Source organism: Streptomyces sp. PL-25 (genome assembly GCF_058344915.1).
This window is the reverse complement of sequence record NZ_CP136997.1, coordinates 7,461,205-7,479,772: the sequence shown is the minus strand read 5'-3', so window position 1 is coordinate 7,479,772 and position 18,568 is coordinate 7,461,205. Positions and strand designations below refer to the sequence as shown.

Sequence of the window (18,568 nt, the reverse complement as noted above, 5' to 3'; positions counted from 1 at the left end):
AAGAGGAAAGGGACTGCGTTGCCTATTCGGCTGCCCATGGCTCACGCTGTGGTCCCCCGGCCGAGGAGGAGCAGCAGTGAGGCAGCACACCCACCCGTTCGTCCCGTACCGGCCCGAGCGGTACGGGGAGGCCGAGATGGTCCGGCGGGGCGAGGACTTCGTGTCGTTCCTCGACCGCCGCCGCAGTGTGCGGTTCTTCAGCGACGAGCCGGTCCCGCGCGCGTGTGTCGACCTCGCCATCGCCGCGGCGAACACCGCCCCGTCCGGCGCCCACTTCCAGCCGTGGAAGTTCGCCGTGATCGGCGACGCGGGGACCAAGCACCGCATCCGGGTCGCCGCCGAGGAGGAGGAGCGGGTCAACTACGAGGGCGGGCGGATCCCGCCCGAGTGGCGTGCCGCGCTCGCGCGCCTGGAGACGGACGCGGACAAGAGCTATCTCGACGTCGTGCCGTGGATCGTCGTCTGCTTCGCCGAGAAGAGCACGGCGATGCCGGACGGTTCGCTGCGCAAGAACTACTACGTCAACGAGAGTGTGGGCATCGCGTGCGGCTTCTTCATCGCCGCCCTGCACGCCATGGGGCTGAGCACCCTGACGCACACACCCAATCCGATGGGCTTCCTCACCGAGATCTGCGAGCGGCCCGGCAACGAACGGCCCTACATCCTCTTCCCGATCGGCCGTGCCGCACCCGACTGCGAGGTCCCGGACCTGGCGCGCAAGTCGCTGGCGGAGGCGACCGCCGAGAGTCCGGGCCTGACCTGAACGGCCCTTTCCCCGGCGGCGGTCCGCCGTCCGTCGTGGTCACGCGGGGTCCGGCGGGCCGCCTGGCGATGTCATGATGTGCGCCGGAGACCGACCGAGCGGGCACGGGGGCACAAGTGGCAGGCGCGGGGCCCGGCGGTCCGGGCGGCATGGCGGCGGACCGGCTCGGGGCGATGCTCGGACAGGTCCAGGACAAGGAGGCGCGGCGCGCCCTGAAGCGCGTGCTGCGGCGAGGCGGCCGAGGAGGACTGCCACCCCCTGTTCGTCTCCCTGGTGCGGGGCACCGGGGGCCTGACGTCCGCCGCGACCGCCGCGCTGCCGGTCGTCCTCGCCCTCGCCTGCGACCCGGGCATGGGCGCCCGGGTCACCCTGGTCGAACTGGTGGCCTGTCTGGCGAGGGCGGCGGCCGGGCCCGGACCGGTGGACGCGGGGTGGCGCGAGGCGTGGCGGTCCCAGCGGCCCCGGCTGAGGGCGCTGCTCGCGGATCCCCGACCAGAGGTGCGCAGGGAGGCGCTGTCCCTCCCGGTGGGCGCCGATGCGCTGCTGGAGCGGTGGCACACGGAGACGGACCCCGCCGTGCGGCTGCCGCTGCTGCTCGCGCTGGGGACGGCCGTCGCGGGCGAGCCGGCCGGTGCCGGGGCGGTGGACCGGGTGCGGGCGGTGGTCCGGGAGGTGCTGCGGACCGGCGATCCCGTCCTGCGGGTCGCGGCCGTGCACGCCTGGGCCTCCTTCGATCCCCGGGTCCCGGTCCGTGAGCTGGACCTGCTGGTGGAGGTTCTGTCGGACGCCTCCTCGCGTCCGCTGTTCGAGGCGGTGTGGTACGCACCGGACGTCGAAGGGGCCTTCACCCGCGAGGAGGTGGTCTCCTGGACGGCCCCGCTGTTCGAGGACGAGCCCGGTACCGCGCTCTCCTTCGTCGTACGGCTCATCGAGGCGGCACACCGGACCGGGGACGCGCCGCTGTGCCGGGCCGCGCTGGACGAGGCGTGGTGCGTGCTGGTGGTCAGGCCGTCCGCGGCACCGGCGCTGCTGCCGCTCGCGGGCGCCCTGCTCCGCGACCCCGACGACGGTGTGCGGTTCCGGGCGGCCCATCTGCTCGCGGTGCTGGGGCCCCGGTCGGCCGAGTACGCCGACGAGTTGGCCGCCCTGCTGGACGATCCGGGCGGGGCCGAGTTGCTGGAGGGCACCGTGGGCGACCATGCCCGCTGGGCCCTGACACGCATCGGTGATCCGCGCGGGCTGCAAGGTCTGGTCGAGCGGCTGTGCGCGCCGTACCAGGGCCACTACTCCCGCTCGTACGTCATGGGTGACCCCCGGCTGCCGGAGATCGAGGACGTGCTGACCCCGCTGGGGGCTCATGCGGACGCCCTGCTGCCCGCGGTGCGCGCGCAGCTTCGCGGGGACGGTGTGGACAGGGCGCCGGTCGGCCGCCTCCTGGAGGTGCTCACGGCGTGGGGCCCCGCCGCGGCACCCGCGCTCCCCGAGGTGGCGGCCCTGCTGGGCGACTCCCGGTGGTCGCTGTCCGCGGTCGACGTGCTGGTCGCGATGGGACCGGCCGCGTCGTCGGCCGCGGACGCCGTGCGCGGGTGTGTGGCCCTCGATCACCCGGGCAACCGGATCAAGGTGGCGTGGGCCGTCTGGCGTCTGGGCGGCGACCGGGACACGGCGCTGCGCCTGATCGGGGAGGCGCTACTGGCCGAGGAGGGCTGGGTGTACGGGCCCGTCGGCCTCGTCGGTGACTTCGGACCGGCGGCCGCGCCGTACGCCGGTCCGGTGCGTCACGCCGTGGAACACGGCCCCGACTGGCTGCGGTTGCGGGCGGCGCCGGCTCTGTGGTCGATCACCGGTGAGCGCGAGCCGAGCGTCTCCGTCCTGGAGGAGTACCTCGTCCCGCTCGCGGACGCCGACGACTCCTACGGCTGCTTCGTCGACGCGCTGCGGGCCCTCGCCGGCATCGGCACGGTGTCGCCGGGGACGCGCGACCTGCTGCGTGCGGTACGGGAGTCCGACCGGCGCCTCTCCTCGTACCGCGACTACCGGGCCTTCCTGCGCGACGAGGAGATCCGCGCGGCGATCGAGGACGTGCTCGCCCTGCCCTGATGCGCGCGTCGGTACGCCCACGCAACACGCCCGCTGTCACGGCCCCGGGGGCGCGGCCGGCCGGTCCGCGGTGACCAGCCAGGACGTGCTGAGCAACCGGACCGTGCCGTCGTCCGACTCATGGCCGCGCAGGTGGGCGGTGAGGGTGTGCCGGGCGCGGTCCCGGGCGTCCTGGTCCGCCCGCTCCATGAGGTGGCGGCCGGGGCCGGTGCCGAGCAGGAAGTCCGCCGCGTCCTCGGCTCCGTGCCCCCACGGGCCGTACGCCCGCACGTGTTCGGTGGTGATGCCGGTGTATCCGGCGGCGGTGAGGACGGCGTGCACGCGGCCGCGGTCGGCCAGCGAGAACATGCCGGGCAGCCCGGGTGTGCCGAAGTCGCCGACCGGCAGGAGGCCGCGCAGGGACGCCATCGCCGCCGTCCAGTCGTTGAGCGCGGCGTCGGCCGGGCACACGAACGCCAAGCGTCCGCCGGGTCGCAGCGCCCGGCGGACGTTGGCGAAGGCCGCGACGGGATCGGCGTAGAACATCACGCCGTAGCGGCTGATCGCCGCGTCGAACGCCCCCGTTTCGAAGGGGTGCACCTGTGCGTCGCCCCGGGTGAAGGAGACGTTCGCGACGCCCTCCTCCTCCGCGCGCGCCCGTGCCGTCGCGAGCATCGGGCCGGACAGGTCGAGGCCCAGGGCGCTCCCCCGGGGCGCGCGCAGCGCGGCGAGGAGTGTGGTCTGCCCGGAGCCGCAGCCCAGGTCGAGGCTCCGGTGCGCTCCGGTGATCGCGGCGGCGTCGAGGAGCGGCTCGTCGAAGCCCTCGTTCACGGCGTTCCAGCGGTCCCGGTGTCGGGCCCAGTGGGCGCCTTCGGGACCGTTCCACGCCTTCTCCTGCTCGTTGTTGACGATGTCCGGCACAGGGCCTCCCGCTGTCGACGGCCAGTATGGGCGTACGCCCAAACACTATGGGCATACGCCCGTACCGGCAATGCCGACTAGGATCCCGGCAGTCGGCCCTTGCCCGGTCGGGGCCACAGGACGGGAGCGAGGCACATGTCACCGCGCGGAGTCGCGACCCCGGACGTACGCGAGCGGCTGTTCGAGGCCGCCGAGCGGGTCGTGGAGAGGGACGGTCCCGGCGCGCTCACCAGCCGGGCCGTGACCACCGAGGCGGGCTGCGCCAAGGGGCTGCTGCACACGCACTTCGCGGGGCTCGACGAGTTCGTGGCCGAGCTGTGCCTGGACCGGTTCGCGCGGACGGCCAGGAAGGCGCGCGCGCTGTCGGAGACCGTCGGGCGGGGCACGGTGGCGGGGAACCTGGAGGCCGTCGTGCTCGCGCTGTTCGACTCCGGCGGTCCCGCCCTGTCGGGGCTGGCCATGACACGGCCCGTGGCGGCGTCCCGTATCCGCGCGGCCCTGGAGGGCGGGGCCCCGGGCTTCAGCGCGATCCAGGAGGCCGTCACCGGGTGCGTCGAGGCCGAGCAGGCGCTCGGCAGGGTGGCCGGGACCGTCGACCCCGCCATGGTGGCCCTGGCCGTCGTCGGCACCGCCCACCATCTGCTGCTGACCAGCTGGCCCGGCACGCCCGACCCGCGGCCCGCCATGGCACGTCTGGTCGCCGCCCTGCTGAGGGGCTGAGTCGGCCGTGCCGGGCGGGGGCGGCGGCCGTGGTCGCCGCCCCCGCCCGGCACGGCCGGACCGTCAGGAGTCCACGATGGTGATGAAGGGGTCCCACTGGAAGTACCCCTTCAACTGCCGGTGCCGGTAGACGTCCAGGTTGCTCTCCGCGCGCGGACGGGCGCGACCGGGGCCGGACTCAGCCGGGCCTGACGGTGGCGAGCTGTGCGAGCAGCAGGACCAGGCGGTAGGCGGCGGCGAAGTCGTCGGCGGTGAAGGCGACGGTACGGGCACCGTCACCACGTGAGACACCCGGCACGAGCGCGGCCAGGTCGACCGTGGCCGGCGAGAAGAGATCCACCTCGACGTCGAGCGGTCCGGCGAGGGCCAGCGGGGCGACCTGGGCGCGCCGGGCCACGGCCTCGGCGGCCGCGCGGCGCAGCCGCTCGCGCGCCTCCTCGGGGTGCAGGGCGACGGCGGCGCTCTGGCCGAGGGACTGCTTGACCGCGACCGTGTGCGCGGAGGGGACCAGCGCCAGCAGTTCGGCGCAGGCGCTGTCGTCGCCGCTGAGCAGCGCCACCGGTACGCCGAGGTGCCCGGCCATGGCGGCGTTGAGGCCGATCTCGCCCATGGAGCGCCCGGCCACGCGCACGTCGAGGATGCCGTCGTTCATGGTGTGGGCCAGCACGGCCGGGCCGCGTCCGGCGCGGGCGTGGTAGCCGATCAGCAGCAGCGCGTCGGTGTCCTCGTCGAGCCCGCCGAGCATGCCCAGCGGGCGCGGTTTGCCGCGGACGAGGCGGGCCCGCCGGTCGAGCTGCTCCGGCAGCAGGTTGCGGAACGGCCCGTGCGCGTCGGCGACCCACACCACGGCGGCGGGCTCCGCGTCCAGTACACCGGCTATCACGCTGTTCGCCTCGGCCGTCATCGCCGCGCGACCGCGCTCGTAGTCGTAGCGGTCCGGGTTCGTCTCGGTGGGATGCACGATCCCCGAGATGCCCTCCATGTCCACAGAGATCAAGGTCTTCATGCCGCGGAGCCTATGTGCCGCGCGCTCCCCTCCGACAGGACATGCCCCGGGCTGCGACAGGACATGGCGCGGGCGCGGCACGGCGGACGCGGACCCGCGGGGCGCCGGGCCGGCCGCGCCCGCACCGGCGCGGCCGGCCCGCCGCGCGGCGGCCGGGTGTCAGGCCGTCACAGGATCTGGATGGCGACGACCTTCGGCGGGTAATTCGGGAAGGTGATGTCGTGCCAGCGTTCGATCTTCACCGAGTCGCCGTTGGCGTCGTAGTAGATCAGGTCGTTGTTGCCCGTGGAGATCCGGTCGACCCACCAGCCGCCGAAGTCGGTCTTCCCCGCGTTCGCGTAGCAGTCGACGCTCTGCCGGCCGTCGAGGTGCGACCAGATCTTCAGGAAGTTCTCGCCGCCCACGCACTGGACGTGGTCGATGGCGAAGGCGTTGCCGCCGGGCACGCCGATGGTGAACGAGGCCGCCGCGGCGAGCGCCACGGCCAGGGACCGCAGGGTCCTCTTGCCCTTCGAGATCACGGATTCTCCTTCAGGCTCACAGGGTGTGCTTCGTACGTCGCCGTCCCGCCGGCTCTGTCCTCCGGGCGGGAGCGGCTGCACGGAGACGCTCCCATGCCGGAACGATTCGCCTTTTTCCGGGATTTTCCGAGTGACCTTTGGTTTGTCCGGAAAGCGGCGTTTGCCGTGACGGTCGCGCTCCGGGACGGGGCCGGCGCGGCCCGAGGGCGCGGCAGGATGACGTGAACCGGATTCGCCGGTGTGGGTCTGCCCCGGTGGCCCCGTTGACGCCGGCGCCCACGGGAACGACGGCCTCCGCGCAGCCACCGGCTCCGTCCGCGCCGCTGCTGCATTGGCAGCACCCGGGTCACCGGGTCGGGGGAAGCCGCCGCCGACCGGCGCGCCGGGCCGCGCCGACCGGCGTGACCATGGCAGCAAGGTGACACGGCGAACTCCGTGCCGTCACCGCATCCGGCAGGAGGAACAACCGATGAGTCTCACCCTCAGGCGCCTGATCGGCGTCACCGCGGCGGCGGCCACGGGAGCGGCGGCCCTGCTCGTCGCCGGGGCCGGCACCGCCGGTGCCGCCGATCGCGCCCACTGCGACCGCGCCGAACAGAACCTCTGGAGCGACGGGCCGAGCCGCGGTCTGACCGCCCACCACTGCGACATCCCGTCCGGCAGGGGCCGCTGGTACACCGTCGAGATCGACACCGTCGTACAGACCCACCGCAAGGGAGACACCCTGGACGGCGCGGTCGACCGGACCAGGACCCTGCACGACCGGACCTTCAGGTGCCTCGGCTACACGTCGGACGACGGCACGGTGAACTGGTTCGGCTGCCCGCCGTCCTGAGCGGGTGAACGCTCCGGCGCACCGGGCAGTCGCCGCTCCCCGGCGAGGCGCCGCTGTTCGAGGTAGATGCCGGTGAACACGGCGACCTTGGCGCGCAGCACCCATGGATCGAACGGTTTGCCGATGTAGTCGACCGCGCCGGCCGCATAGCCGCGGGCGGAGTGTTCGGGGTCGGTGCCCATGGCGGTGAGGAAGATGATGGGCACGTCGTGGGTGCGGGGGCGCCGTTTGATGTGGGCGGCGGTCTCGTAGCCGTCCATGTCGGGCATCTGCACGTCCATGATGATCACGGCGAAGTCGTCGTGGTCGAGGAGGGCCTTGAGGGCCTCGCGGCCGGAGGCAACGGCGACCAGTTCCTGGTCGAGGGTGGCCAGCACGGCGGTCATGGCCAGCAGGTTGTCCGGCTGGTCGTCGACGATGAGAACCCTCGGCAGGGCCTGGGGGGCCGCCGGTGCCACGGACGGCGCGGTCCACTGCGTCTGTTCGACCGCCTCCAGTTGCCGTTCCAGCAGGACGCAGCGCTGTTCGGCCTCGTCGCGCTGCCGCTGTGCCGCGCGGAGCTGGGCGGCGAGCCGGGCGGCCTCGTCCCGCAGATGATCGCGTTCGCGCAGCAGGCCGGTGAGGTCGGGGTCGGCGGCGGCCAGGCGTTCGGCCCGTTCGCGTTCCGCGCTCCACTCGGCCTCCAGCTGGTTCAGCCGCACCTCCAGATCGGCGATGCGGTGCTTGCGGTCCAGCAGGGCGTCGCCCAGGGCGTCGCCGCGCGCGGTGGAGCGGCGGGAGACACGGTCGGCCTCGGCGAGCTGCTGTTCGAGCACTTCGACCGCGTGCCGGGGTGAGGTGGTGGTCTCCACGGCCGCCTGGTACAGCCTGCGCACCAGTTCGATGGCCTCCGGGGTGGCGGCGGTGCCCCGGTGTTCGGCGACATCCGTGAGCAGATCCGTCACGACCTCCCAGGGCGGGACGCGGGTGCCGCTCAGGTAGCGGGAGAAGGTACCGGCGTCGCGGATGCGGCGGGCCGCGTAGCGGCGGACCGAGACGCCCAGTCCTTCGAACAGCTCACGCAGTGCCAGGGCCAGCGCGCGCGACTGCGGTGTCAGGTCGGGCGCGAGAGGGCGCAGCTCACCCACGGACGCTCCCGCCCCTCGTCCTCGCCGACGCCTGCGGTAACAGCGCCGGTGCCGCCCACACTGGCACACGTGAACGATCCATCGAACCCGCCCTTCCTCACCCGGCACCCGGCCGGACCCCGGCCGGGACGGCGCACCCCGGTGGGCCCGCCCCGCTACGCGTCACACAATGACGCCAGGTGGATCCGTTGCGCACGGCGATCGGTGAACCGGCAACACCTCGGGGCCCGTTGCGGGCCCGCTGCCGCTCCCCGCAACACGTCCGGCACGCAGGTCACGACCGGTCCGCCGACCGGTGTTGCGGCGACGTCGGCAACGACGGCAACACCCGTGCCAGCCGCACCACTCGCCCCCACCGAGCCACCTACACCTCGGGCAGGGCTGCCGGCCCCGGCCCGGCGGCGATCAGCGCGGAGATGAGGACGGCGAGCCGGGCGCCGGGCAGGAGGGCGGTCAGGAGGCGTCGGTGTACCAGGCGCCGCAGTGGTACGGCCTGCTGCCCGCGGGGTCGATGCAGACCCGGACCGCGTAGTGCCTGACCTTGGACGTGTCCCAGTTGATGACGCTGTCGGTGGTGGAGCTGTTGAACGGGCCGCACTGCTTCCAGCCGCCGTGGGACTTCACCAGGGCCGTCGAGGGGTGCTTGGGCGTCTTGGGCATCTTGTTGCGGCTGCGGTCCACCCAGGTCCGGTCGCCCCGGTGGTAGCCGCTGATGATCTGACCGTGCGTGTAGTTGCGGGTCCGGCCGTTGAGGAGCTGGACGTTCCGGCCGGCGTAGGCGTAGCTGGAACCGCCGCCGACGACTCCGTACGCATCGAGTTTGGTCCCGGCGTCGCAGTTCTTGCCGGCGGCCGACGCGGTGGTGGCGGCGCCCGCGACGAGGCCGCCCGCGGCCAGGGTCAGGACGGCGGACAAGGTGGCGGTCCGCAGAAGTGTGCGCATGGGTGTCCCTTCGTCCTGCGCGCCGCGGATCGGCGGCGCGCGGTGCGTGTTGCCGTTGCCCCGCGAGGGGCGGCACCGGCATCGTGGTCGAGGGCCTTGCGGCACGGCAAGGAGTTCACGTCCCGCTCGGCGAGAGGGATGTGACGGCCCCTCCGGCCTGCGCGGACGCGGGGCGGCGGGACCGGGGAGCGGACCTTCGGGGGTGGGGGATGCCGGACCTGGACGCGCTGCTGCGCGAGCTGAAGGAGCGCAGCGGCCTCAGCTACGAGGCACTGGCCGGCCGCTGCGGGGCCAGCGCGTCCGCCGTGCACCGGTACTGCCGGGGCCGTGTGGTGCCGGGCAGTTACGGCATGGTGGAGCGGATCGGCACGGCGTGCGGGGCGTCCCGGCAGGAACTGCACGCGCTGTACGAGGCGTGGCGGTCGGCGAGCGCGGTCACGGCCGTACGCGAAAGGCCGGTACGCGAAAGGATGGTGGACGGAGGGCCGGAGGCCGCTCCCGCGCGCGGAGCGCCGGTGCCGCCGTCCGCGCGGCCTGCCGGGGCGCGCCGCCGACCGCTCGCGGCGGCCGTCGCGATGGTCTGCCTGGTCGCCCTGCTGGCGGCGGGCAGCACGGCCCGGGGGACGGCCCGGGGACCGCGGGAGGCCCGGCACGCGCCGAAGGCCGCACAGTGGGTGCCGGGCCCGGCCTGGTCCCAGCCGCCGGCACCGGTGCCGCCCGCGTTCTTCGGGGTGACCCTGAACAGCAGCAGCGGTGCCATGCCCGGCTTCACGGTGGGCGCGGTGCGGCTCTGGGACAGCCGCACCCGCTGGTCGCTGCTGGAGCCCGCCCGGGGGCACTTCTCCTGGACGGTCCTGGACCGCCTGGTCGCCGGGGCGCGCCGGGCCGGGCTGCCGGTGCTGCTCAGCTTCGGGGGCACGCCGGGCTGGGCCTCGCCCGGCGGTCCGCGCACCCCGTACGGCGACGGCTCGCGGACCTCGCCGCCCGACCGGCCCGCGGACTGGACGGACTTCGTGCACGCCGTCGCCGCCCGCTACAGGGGCCGGATCCAGGCGTACGAACTGTGGAGCCTCGCGCCGTCACCGCACTACTGGACCGGGGGCGCGGAAGAACTGGCCCGGATGGCGCGGGGGGCGGCGGCGGTGCTCCGGCGCGACGACCCCGCGGCGACCGTGGTGTGCCCGTCGATGGCCGGGCTCCGGGAGCCGTCCGCCCAGGAGTTCCTGCTGCGGTTCGCCGCGGCGGGCGGCTACCAGGACTGCGACGCGGCCGGGGTGAAGCTCACCCAGCGGAGCCCTGCGGGTCCGCCGGAGGACTTCGTCCGGCTCCAGGAAATCATCGAACGGACCTTCCACCGGGCGGGCGTCCACCCTCCGCTGTGGAACACCGGGACGGCGTACGAGATCGCGGAGACGGCGCCGCTGAGCGAGCGGGAGGCGGTCGACCACGCGGTGCGCTTCTATCTCGTCGGGCTGTATCTGCGGTACCGGCGCAGCTACTTCTACGACTGGGGCGGCACCAGGCTGCCCGTGGTGCTCCAGGCCGAGGGCGGTCCGCCGACCGCGGCGGGCCGGGCGGTGGGCGCGCTCCAGGGGTGGCTGCGCGGGGCGCGTATCGGCTCCTGCGGCTCCGGACGCGCGGACGGCCTGCCCGCGCACGTCTGGCAGTGCCGCTTCCTGCTGCCGCCGGACGCCTCGGGCCGCCCGGTGCCCGCGGTGATCCGCTGGGCCGACCGGGGCAGCGCGCCGGTGCCGACCGGTGCGGGGGCTCGCGCCGTGCGCCGCCTGGACGGGCGGACCGGGCCAGCCGGGCGGACGGTGACGGTCACCGGCGAACCGCTGATGATCACCTACCGGCCGGGCCGGGCATGACGGCCGCCACCTGTTCGCGCAGGGCGCGCACGAGGGACCGGGTGACGGGGTGGTCGCGGCGGCGCGGCACGGCGGCGCCGATGTGCCGGGCGGGGCCGGCGGGCCCACCGGCGCGGCCCGCGGCCCCGGCGGTTCCGGGGTCGGCGCGACGGCGGGGACAAGCGGGACACCCAGGCCGGCCGCGACCAGCGAGCGCCCGACGAAGTGGCCGGTGGTCGTGTTGCGCATCCCCGGGGTGGAGTCCGCCCGCTCGGCGCAACGGGTCGGACACGCCTCGGTCTTGGGACTGCCCGGCACCCGGGGTTCGTCCGCCGGGTCGGCGGGGCCGAGCGTCCGGCGGCCGGCCAGGGGGTGCGTCTCGGGGAGGACGACGCTCAGGGGTCCTCCATGGACGGAATCCGGATGCGCGCCGGTGACACGATGGTGTGTGATCCGGGGTATGGCGACGGAGTTGGGTACACCGGGCATCGGCGGGTTGGACGAGGTCGAGGACGCGCTGCGGCGCTGGCAGCGCGACGAGGCGCCGCTCCAGCTGCACCCGGGCGATCTGGGCTGGTACCGGCGGCGCGGCGCGCGGGCGTGCGCCGCGGCGGTCCGGACCTGGCGCAGGCGGGGGCGGGTGCTCGCCGTCGGACTGCTGGACGGCCCCGGCCTGCTGCGCCTCACGACCGCGCCGGAGGCACGGCACGACGAGGAGCTGGCGCGGAGCGTGGTCGAGGACGCGGCGCGGCCCGAGCGGGGTGTGCTGGGGGCCGGGACGGTGTACGTCGAGGCGCCCACGGGCTCGCTGGTCCAGGATCTGCTGGCCGAGCGCGGGTGGCGGGCCGACGAGTCGTGGACACCGCTGCGCCGGGACCTCGCGGAGCCGGTGGAGGACCCGGGCCTGCGGATCGAGGTGGCCGGTCCCGAGCGGGCGCGGGTGTGGGCGGCCGTGCACCGCTCGGCCTTCGAGGGGTCGGCGTTCACGGCGTCGCACTGGCACGCGATGGCGGGCGGGACGCCGTTCACCGACGCGCGGTGCCTGCTCGCCTATGACGAGCGGGACACCGCGGTGGCGGCGGTGGCGGTGTGGTCCGCCGGACCGGGACGGCCGGGGCTGCTGGAACCGATGGGCGTGCACCGGGATCACCGCCGCCGCGGCCACGGCACGGCGGTCACCCGCGCGGCGGCGGCCGCGCTCAGGCGGCTGGGCGCCTCCAGTGCCCTCGTCTGCACGCCGAGTGCCCGCACCGCCGCCGTCGCCACCTACCGGGCGGCGGGTTTCCGGCTCCTGCCCGAGCGGCGGGACCGGCGCCGGGACGCGTTGCCCGCGTCCGCGCGAGCGGACCGGCCGGATGCCTGACCGGCCGCGGCCCGCCCGTCCGGTGCGGTACTTCCCCGGGCGGGACACGGCGACGATCATGGCGGTCATGGACCGACCGAGTCAGATCATCGAGTGCGAGGGCCTCCTCCTGCGGCGCTGGCGGGCCGGGCGCGACGCCGCCCAGGCGTTCCGGCTGATCGAGGAGTCCGCGGACCATCTGCTCCCGTGGGTGCCGTGGGTCGCCGAGCACAGCGAGGAACGCACCCGGGACTTCCTGGAGAGGTCCGAGGCCAGGTGGGACAGCGGGGAGATATACAACTACGCCGTCGTGGAGGACGGCACGCCTGTCGGCATGTGCCAGAGCTACCGGGCCGAGCCCGGGGGGTGGCGGCTGGGGTACTGGCTGCATCCGGCCGCCACCGGCCGGGGCATCGCCACCCGGGCGACGGCCGCCCTGGTCGCCGAGATGTTCACGCTGCCGGACGTGGAGTACCTGGAGATACTCCACGATCTGGCCAACGTCCCCAGTGCCGCCGTCCCGCGCCGGCTGGGGTTCACCGAGGTCCGGCGTGAGCGTGCTCCCGGGCCCGTCGCCCCGCCCGGCAGCGGCGTCGACGTGGTCTGGCGCCTCGACCGGCCCCGAGAGCGGATCTGAGAGCGGATCTGAGACCGGTTCCGCGACCGGCGTCCTCAGATGGTCATCGACTCCTGGAGCCAGCGGCTGACCCGGTAGGGCAGCCACCAGGCGAGCGGGCCGACGTCGAGGACGAGTCTCTCGCCGCGGAAGTCGTCGAGGACGCCGGAGGGCAGGGTGTGCGCGGGGGCGCCGTACGCCAGGCGTTCGATGGCCTGCTCGTAGTGGGGCTCGTCGGCGGTGAAGCGGCGCAGGTCGCCCCAGCGGCGGTCGCGGATCTGCACGAAGCCGGGGCCCTTGCGCCACAGGCACTTGCACAGGTAGTGGCCGCGGCGCCAGGCGCGCAGCGCCTCGTCGGCCGCTTCGGGGCCCTCGATGCGCTGCGGGGGCTGGAGATGGCTGAGGGCCTGCCAGTCGTCGGCCGCCGCCGGTCCGGGATCGAGGCGCAGTTCCCATTCCACCAGGACGGCGCGCGCGGTCAGGTCCCGGACCAGGCTCAGCGCGGCCACCGTTGCGGCGGCCCGCCCGAGGTCGACGGTGCCCGCGAGGTCGACGGTCTCCGGCAGCCGGACGCGCCGGGCGCCGAGCTGCCACAGCCGTTCGCTCTCGTCCTCCAGCGGTCCCGGCAGGGCGAGTTCGCCGAGGGACATGCCGGGCAGTTCGCAGGCGGCGGGGTCGTGGTCGCGCCAGACGAGGACGGCGGGCGGACTGAGGGTGGTGCTCATGCGGGGGGCTCCTCCTCGGGGATCGGGGCTCAGGGCGCGGGGCTCAGGGCGCGGGGCGCGGTCAGGCGTGGACGGGTTCGGCGGGCGAGGTCAGCGGCGCGTGGGCGTGGCGCATGAAGTCCAGCCGCAGCAGGTCCTCGTTCACGGCGGCCGGGGCGATGTGGACGTACTGTCCGCCGTCGGTGAAGACGATGCCGAGGGCCGTCCAGGAGTCGAGGAGTTCCTGCACGGCGGCCTCGTCGCGGGCGGCCCCGGGGACCTGGCGGGCGGCCTTGCGGGTGAGGGCTGCGGCGGTGTGCGGCTGGTCGAGCAGACGGAACGCGGCCCGCTCGAAGGGGTCGGTGAGTTCCCTCGTCCGCCAGTCGAAGGCGCGGCGCCGGGAGACGAGGACGATGCGGTCGCCCAGGTCGTCATGGGTGAGCCGGGCGTCGGCGTGGTGCTTCTTCCAGGCGGCCAGGGCGTCGTTGAGCGCGCCGACGGTCGGTTCGCCGATGCCGCGGGCGGGTGCCTCGAAGACGTAGGCGAGGTCGTACAGTTCGTCCTCCGGCAGGTCGTACGTGAAGCGGTAGTGCTCCTCGGGCCGCAGTCCCGTGAAACCGAGTTCGGGGCGTTCGAAGTACGGGCTGAAGCGCTCGATGGCGATCCGGGCCGACAGGTCGACCGGCGGGTCGAGGTGTTCCAGCGCGGGGATCTGGGCGATCACCGGTTCGTAGTCGGCGGCGCTCTCACCGGGGAAGCCGTGCAGGTAGTTCCAGGCGACGGACAGGCCGGTCTCGGCTCCGTCGCGGAGCATCCGGACGTTCTGGCAGCCGCTCACACCCTTGTCCATCAGGTCGAGCACCCGGTGGTTGAGCGACTCGATGCCGGGCTGGACGTAGATCATGCCCGCGTCGGCGAGGGTGCGCAGTTGGGCGCGGCGCATGTTGGCCTTGATCTCGATGTGCAGCCGCAGGTCGTACTCGCTGTCGATGATCCGGGGCAGTACGGTCGTCAGGTAGCCCATGTCGAGGATGTTGTCGACGACGTACATGTCCAGCACCCGGTGGCGGCGGGCCAGGTCGATGATCTCCTCGTAGAAGGTGTCGGGGCTCTTCGAACGGAACTGCATGAACGAGCCGTTGAGGCCGCAGAAGGTGCAGTGGTGCTTCTCGCCCCACCAGCAGCCGCGGGCGCCCTCGACGACCAGCTTGGGCTCGACCCAGTTGCGGGCGGCGGAGGACGCGAGCCGTTCGAAGTAGCCGCTGTAGTCGGGCGGCAGGATCGCGGCGGGCGGCAGCGGGCGGGTGGCCATGGGGTTGGCCACGCTCTCGCCGCCGGGGCCGCGGTGGCACAGACCGGGCACGTCGGCGAGGTCCGTGCCGTCGGCGAGCGCGGTGAGCAGCTGCGGGAAGGCGGCCTCGCCCTCGCCGCGCACGACGTGGTCGACGAAGGGGAAGTTGCGGTGCACGGCGGCGCCCTGCGCGCCGTCGCAGTTGGCTCCGCCCATCACGGTGACCAGGTGCGGGGCGAGCTGCTTGACGCGGCGGGCGGCGGCGAGCGCGGCGGTGTTCTGCTGGAAGGTGGAGGTGAAGCCGACGACGTCGGGGGCGTGGGCGACGATCCGGCGGGCGATCTCGTCGACGAACTCGGGGACCACGCGGTGCAGTTCGCGGGTCATCTCCATCCGCTGCTTCTTGAGCTTGCCGCGCATGACCTCGGTGAACTCCTTCTCGCGCCAGCCCGGGTCGTCGTAGAGGGCGGAGGAGAACACCCAGTCGCCGCAGCCCATGAAGTAGGACGAGAGGGAGTAGTACTCGTAGTCGTCGCCGGTGAACTCGGTCCGGGCGGTGACCCAGTCGACGAATTCGAGGTTGGCGTGCAGGACTTCGGCTCGGGCGCCGGGCACGCGCTCGTCCACGCTGCGTTTGAGTATTCCCAGCGCGAGGGACGGCAGGTCGATGGGCGACCAGGGCATGTTGACCAGCAGGACACGCATGTCGGCTCCTCGGGGGTGAGGTGCCGGCCGGCCCGGCGGCGCGCCGCCGGGCCGGCCGGGCGGGGTCAGTCCTCTTCCGCGTCCTCGGCGTTGCGGAACGGAATGGTGACGGTGATGCCGATGCCCGGCTTGCGGTTCTCCTCGTCACCCGCGAGCGGGTCGTTGTTGATGATGTCCTTCTGCATGGGGTTCTCTCCTCTCGGTGGTGTGTGCGGTGGTGCGGTGCTCCCCGCTCCGGGCGGAGCGGGGCGTCGGGGGGCGGCGGGGCGGTGGGCCGCCCGGGGCGCGGCCGGGGCCGCGCAGATGGCGGTCGAGGAAGACCACGGCGCGGCGCAGCACGGTGACGTGGTCGCCGCCGTCGTAGCCGTCGTGGCCGGAGTCGAGCCACAGCGACTCGTGCGGGACCTCGGCGGCGCGCAGCGCGTCGAGGTAGCCGCGGACCTGGCCGGGCGGGCACTTGGCGTCGTGGGTGGCCGCGACGACCAGCAGCGGGGCGCGGACGGCGGCCGCGTAGCGGATCGGGGAGCTGCGCGCGTAGCGTTCGGGCACCTCGTCGGGGGTGCCGCCGAAGAGGCGTTCGTCCAGGGCGCGCAGCGCGGGTGTGGTGGTGCGGTGGGCGGCGGCGCAGTCGGCGACCGGTTTGACCGCGACGCCGGCCTGCCACAGGCCGGGGCGGGTGCCGAGGGCGAGCAGGACGAGGTAGCCGCCCCAGGAGGTGCCCCACAGTCCGGTGGCGTCCGCGCGGACGAGTCCGCGCGCGACGAGGTCGGCCCGTACGGATGCCAGGTCCTCGGCCTGGGTGAGGCCGACGCCGCCGCCGAAGGCGTGCCGCCAGCGGGGTCCGTATCCCGTGGAGCCGCGGTAGTTGACGCGGGCGACGGCGAAGCCGGAGGCGAGCAGGGAGTGGACGACGCCGTCGTAGGCGTCGCGGTCGTGGTCGGCGGGGCCGCCGTGTACCAGGAACACCGCGGGGACCGGGCCGTGTGCGGTGTCGGGCAGGCTGAGCAGGGTGTGCACGGGTCCGTCGGGGCCGGTGGTCCACACGTCCCGGTGGGTGCCGGGGATCCGGTCGGTGACGGTGGGCTGCGGGGGCAGCGGGGTGTGCCGGGTGGAGGTCAGCCGGGGCGGGTGGGCGGTGTCGGTCCACAGGCAGTGCAGGTCGCCGCCGGGGCGGGTGGCGGCGTCCAGGACGGTGCCCGGCGGGGTGGGGACCGGGGTGAGGGTACGCCGGGTGAGGTCGGCGCGGTGCAGGGCGGAGCGGCCGTGGCGGTCCTGGCGTATCAGGACGGAGCGGCCGTCCGCGTCCCAGCGGGCGGTGATCTCGGTGTCGAAGGCGCACCAGGTGTGGGTGGCAAGGCCGGTGCCGGGACGCCAGGTCGCCAGGACGTACCGGTCGTCGTGTTCGCGGACGAGCAGAAGCTCCTCGCTGTCGGCGCCGGGGGCGAAGCCGAGGGACCACAGCCGGCCGCTCGCGCCGCCGGGCAGGACGGCGCGTACGGCTCCCGTGCCGGTGGTGAGGACGGTGACGGCCGCGGCGTCCGCGACGGCGAGGAGTCCGCCCGCGGGGGTGATGCCGGTGAGTGTGGCGTGGCCGTCGAAGCGGGCGAGGGTGCGGGCGGCGCCGCCGCGCGGGCCCGTGCGGACGGTGGTGGTACGGCCCTCGCCGACGGCGACGGCGACGGCGGCGTGGTCGCTCACCGCGAGGCCGCGCGGCAGGCCGGAGGGCACGTTCGTCAGTCCGGGCCGGTCGGGGCCGCCGGTGAAGGGCTGGAAGCGCCACTGCCCCGCCCCGCGCTCGTCCTCGTCGAACCACCACACGTGTGCGTCGCGGTCGACGGCGCAGTGCAGGGTGCCTCGCGGCCGGTGGGTGACCTGGCGGGCGCTGCGGCTGACGGCGTCCCAGGTGAACACCTCGCAGCGGCCCTCGGCGTCCGCGGTGAACACCATCTTCGCGGGGTCGGCCGCGCACACCTCGGGCAGGGCGGCCCGGTACACCTGGTATCCGCCGCCGCCCGTCATCCGGCGGCCCGCGCGGTGAGGGCCGCGCGCACGGGGCGCCGGCAGGTGTGGACGGCCAGGAGCGCCAGCAGGACGCCGCAGGCCACGGCGGGCGCGGCGGTGGACAGGCGCCCGGCGAGGGCGCCGGACAGGACGGGGGCCAGGGCCGCGGCGCCCGTGGCGGCGGTGGCCAGGACCGCTCCGGTACGGGCCTGGAGCGCGAGCGCGGTCGCCTGGAGGGCGCGGGCCTGGAGCACCACCGAGGCCAGCGGCATCAGCAGGCACACGAGGCTGAACAGCGCTCCGTACGCCCACGCGTCGGTGGTCAGGGCGAGCGCGGCGGCAAGGGGGACGAGCAGCCAGGTCACGCCGGTCACGGCCCGTACGGCGCCCAGGCGTCCGGCGACCCTGGGCGCGGCCAGCGCCCCGGCCAGGCCGGCGGCGCCCGAGGCGGCGAGCACGGCCCCGAGGACCGCGCCGCCGTGTCCGGCCCGCTGGAGGGAGAAGACGGCTCCGTAGTACAGCGCCACCACGACCAGGTTGACCGTGGTGCACCACACCAGGACCAGCCGCAGCAGCGGCGAGGAGCGCACCAGGCGCAGTCCCGCCGCGCTCTCGCGCAGCAGTCCCCCGCCGGGCTCGCGCGGCGGTGGTGCGGTGAGGTCGGCGCGCATGGCGGCCACGCACAGGGCGCTGACAAGGTAGGAGAGCGCGTCGGCGAGGAAGGGCAGCGCGCGGGCGGCCTGGTACAGCAGTCCGCCGAGGGCCGGGCCGGTGATCAGGGCCCCCTGGTCGGCGGCGGCGAGCCGGGCAAGGGCCCGCGGCTGCTCGGGGCCGGGGCAGATCAGTGCGACCGTCCCGCGGGACGCCGCCTCGAAGCAGGCGGTGGCGATCCGCTCGACCCAGGACGGCGGCGAGGATCAGCCACAGGGACGGCCGGCCGCCGGTCAGGGCGAGGGTCGCCGCTCCCATGGCGAGGGCGGCGACGAGAGCCGAGCCGAGCATGACGCGTTTGCGCGCGCCCCGGTCGGCGGGGACGGCGACGACCGGGCCGAGCAGGAGTCCGAGGGCGGTGGAGACTCCGGCGACCAGACCGACGGTCTGGGGCGGGTTGCCCAGTCCCAGCAGGAGCAGCGGGAGGACGGCAC

At 74.7% G+C, this 18,568-nt stretch carries 16 protein-coding genes; 7 read left to right on the top strand and 9 right to left on the bottom strand.

The genetic code is table 11. The features are described from left to right. Window positions 1-76 precede the first annotated feature (76 nt). Window positions 77-763, top strand: coding sequence for a nitroreductase family protein (locus tag R4Z62_RS32980; protein ID WP_064537030.1), 687 nt, complete (start codon window positions 77-79; stop codon window positions 761-763). Between the two features lie 273 nt (window positions 764-1,036). After that, window positions 1,037-2,863, top strand: a complete 1,827-nt coding sequence (locus tag R4Z62_RS32975; protein WP_491521724.1) for a hypothetical protein — start codon at window positions 1,037-1,039, stop codon at window positions 2,861-2,863. A gap of 36 nt (window positions 2,864-2,899) precedes the next feature. On the opposite strand, the gene R4Z62_RS32970 is transcribed toward R4Z62_RS32975, so the two are convergent. Then, a complete protein-coding gene (locus R4Z62_RS32970) occupies window positions 2,900-3,763 on the bottom strand; it encodes a class I SAM-dependent methyltransferase (protein WP_491521723.1) in 864 nt (287 codons plus the stop codon). A 135-nt stretch (window positions 3,764-3,898) separates the two neighbouring features. Here R4Z62_RS32970 and R4Z62_RS32965 point away from each other — a divergent pair, with 135 nt between their 5' ends. Beyond that, complete coding sequence (locus tag R4Z62_RS32965) at window positions 3,899-4,483, top strand: TetR family transcriptional regulator (protein ID WP_064537027.1); 585 nt, start codon at window positions 3,899-3,901, stop codon at window positions 4,481-4,483. Window positions 4,484-4,661: 178 nt separating this feature from the next. Here the strand turns inward: R4Z62_RS32965 and R4Z62_RS32960 are convergent, their stop codons facing one another. Together R4Z62_RS32960 and R4Z62_RS32955 are read right to left on the bottom strand one after the other, a co-directional pair. Then, complete coding sequence (locus tag R4Z62_RS32960) at window positions 4,662-5,489, bottom strand: M55 family metallopeptidase (RefSeq protein WP_389597755.1); 828 nt, start codon at window positions 5,487-5,489, stop codon at window positions 4,662-4,664. Window positions 5,490-5,656: 167 nt separating this feature from the next. Continuing rightward, complete coding sequence (locus R4Z62_RS32955) at window positions 5,657-6,010, bottom strand: beta/gamma crystallin domain-containing protein (protein ID WP_064537025.1); 354 nt, start codon at window positions 6,008-6,010, stop codon at window positions 5,657-5,659. Between the two features lie 469 nt (window positions 6,011-6,479). Between R4Z62_RS32955 and R4Z62_RS32950 the strand changes: the two genes are divergently transcribed. Next, window positions 6,480-6,845, top strand: coding sequence for a hypothetical protein (locus tag R4Z62_RS32950; protein WP_491521722.1), 366 nt, complete (start codon window positions 6,480-6,482; stop codon window positions 6,843-6,845). Here R4Z62_RS32950 and R4Z62_RS32945 read toward each other — a convergent pair. Together R4Z62_RS32945 and R4Z62_RS32940 are read right to left on the bottom strand one after the other, a co-directional pair. Beyond that, entirely contained in the window at window positions 6,794-7,972 is a 1,179-nt protein-coding gene (locus R4Z62_RS32945; RefSeq protein ID WP_355485500.1) for a response regulator, read from the bottom strand. The genes R4Z62_RS32950 and R4Z62_RS32945 overlap by 52 nt on opposite strands. Window positions 7,973-8,425: 453 nt before the next feature. Further along, window positions 8,426-8,914 carry a hypothetical protein gene (locus tag R4Z62_RS32940; RefSeq protein WP_491521721.1) on the bottom strand — a complete coding sequence of 163 codons (489 nt, stop codon included), beginning with the start codon at window positions 8,912-8,914 and terminating at the stop codon, window positions 8,426-8,428. A 209-nt stretch (window positions 8,915-9,123) separates the two neighbouring features. On the opposite strand from R4Z62_RS32940, the gene R4Z62_RS32935 reads away from it, so the two are divergent. The 3 genes from R4Z62_RS32935 to R4Z62_RS32925 all read left to right on the top strand — a co-directional run bounded on the left by R4Z62_RS32935 (window position 9,124) and on the right by R4Z62_RS32925 (window position 12,743). Then, the gene (locus R4Z62_RS32935) at window positions 9,124-10,785 is read left to right on the top strand and encodes a helix-turn-helix domain-containing protein (protein WP_491521720.1); all 1,662 of its coding nucleotides are present in this window, start codon (window positions 9,124-9,126) and stop codon (window positions 10,783-10,785) included. A 439-nt stretch (window positions 10,786-11,224) separates the two neighbouring features. Next, window positions 11,225-12,127, top strand: coding sequence for a GNAT family N-acetyltransferase (locus tag R4Z62_RS32930; protein ID WP_064537834.1), 903 nt, complete (start codon window positions 11,225-11,227; stop codon window positions 12,125-12,127). Between the two features lie 67 nt (window positions 12,128-12,194). Then, complete coding sequence (locus R4Z62_RS32925; RefSeq protein ID WP_382852223.1) at window positions 12,195-12,743, top strand: GNAT family N-acetyltransferase; 549 nt, start codon at window positions 12,195-12,197, stop codon at window positions 12,741-12,743. 35 nt (window positions 12,744-12,778) lie between these two features. On the opposite strand, the gene R4Z62_RS32920 is transcribed toward R4Z62_RS32925, so the two are convergent. From R4Z62_RS32920 to R4Z62_RS32905, 4 genes are all read right to left on the bottom strand, one after another. Continuing rightward, the gene (locus tag R4Z62_RS32920) at window positions 12,779-13,447 is read right to left on the bottom strand and encodes a DUF5825 family protein (RefSeq protein WP_491521719.1); all 669 of its coding nucleotides are present in this window, start codon (window positions 13,445-13,447) and stop codon (window positions 12,779-12,781) included. 61 nt (window positions 13,448-13,508) lie between these two features. After that, window positions 13,509-15,422 (bottom strand): RiPP maturation radical SAM C-methyltransferase, encoded by a 1,914-nt coding sequence (locus R4Z62_RS32915; RefSeq protein WP_491521718.1) that lies wholly within the window; start codon window positions 15,420-15,422, stop codon window positions 13,509-13,511. Window positions 15,423-15,566: 144 nt separating this feature from the next. Further along, window positions 15,567-17,441, bottom strand: coding sequence for an alpha/beta hydrolase family protein (locus R4Z62_RS32910; protein WP_385502353.1), 1,875 nt, complete (start codon window positions 17,439-17,441; stop codon window positions 15,567-15,569). Continuing rightward, window positions 17,438-18,265: an MFS transporter gene (locus R4Z62_RS32905; protein WP_491521962.1), complete on the bottom strand. Its 828-nt coding sequence runs from the start codon at window positions 18,263-18,265 to the stop codon at window positions 17,438-17,440. The genes R4Z62_RS32910 and R4Z62_RS32905 overlap by 4 nt, the downstream gene beginning before the upstream one ends. Window positions 18,266-18,568 lie beyond the last annotated feature (303 nt).

What these genes read in the sequence shown, in the direction of transcription:
- R4Z62_RS32965 (WP_064537027.1), top strand. Translation starts at nt 3,899, where the DNA reads ATGTCACCGCGCGGAGTCGCGACCCCGGACGTACGCGAGCGGCTGTTC.
- R4Z62_RS32960 (WP_389597755.1), bottom strand. Translation starts at nt 5,489, where the DNA reads ATGAAGACCTTGATCTCTGTGGACATGGAGGGCATCTCGGGGATCGTG.
- R4Z62_RS32950 (WP_491521722.1), top strand. Translation starts at nt 6,480, where the DNA reads ATGAGTCTCACCCTCAGGCGCCTGATCGGCGTCACCGCGGCGGCGGCC.
- R4Z62_RS32940 (WP_491521721.1), bottom strand. Translation starts at nt 8,914, where the DNA reads ATGCGCACACTTCTGCGGACCGCCACCTTGTCCGCCGTCCTGACCCTG.
- R4Z62_RS32935 (WP_491521720.1), top strand. Translation starts at nt 9,124, where the DNA reads ATGCCGGACCTGGACGCGCTGCTGCGCGAGCTGAAGGAGCGCAGCGGC.
- R4Z62_RS32930 (WP_064537834.1), top strand. Translation starts at nt 11,225, where the DNA reads ATGGCGACGGAGTTGGGTACACCGGGCATCGGCGGGTTGGACGAGGTC.
- R4Z62_RS32925 (WP_382852223.1), top strand. Translation starts at nt 12,195, where the DNA reads ATGGACCGACCGAGTCAGATCATCGAGTGCGAGGGCCTCCTCCTGCGG.
- R4Z62_RS32920 (WP_491521719.1), bottom strand. Translation starts at nt 13,447, where the DNA reads ATGAGCACCACCCTCAGTCCGCCCGCCGTCCTCGTCTGGCGCGACCAC.
- R4Z62_RS32915 (WP_491521718.1), bottom strand. Translation starts at nt 15,422, where the DNA reads ATGCGTGTCCTGCTGGTCAACATGCCCTGGTCGCCCATCGACCTGCCG.
- R4Z62_RS32910 (WP_385502353.1), bottom strand. Translation starts at nt 17,441, where the DNA reads ATGACGGGCGGCGGCGGATACCAGGTGTACCGGGCCGCCCTGCCCGAG.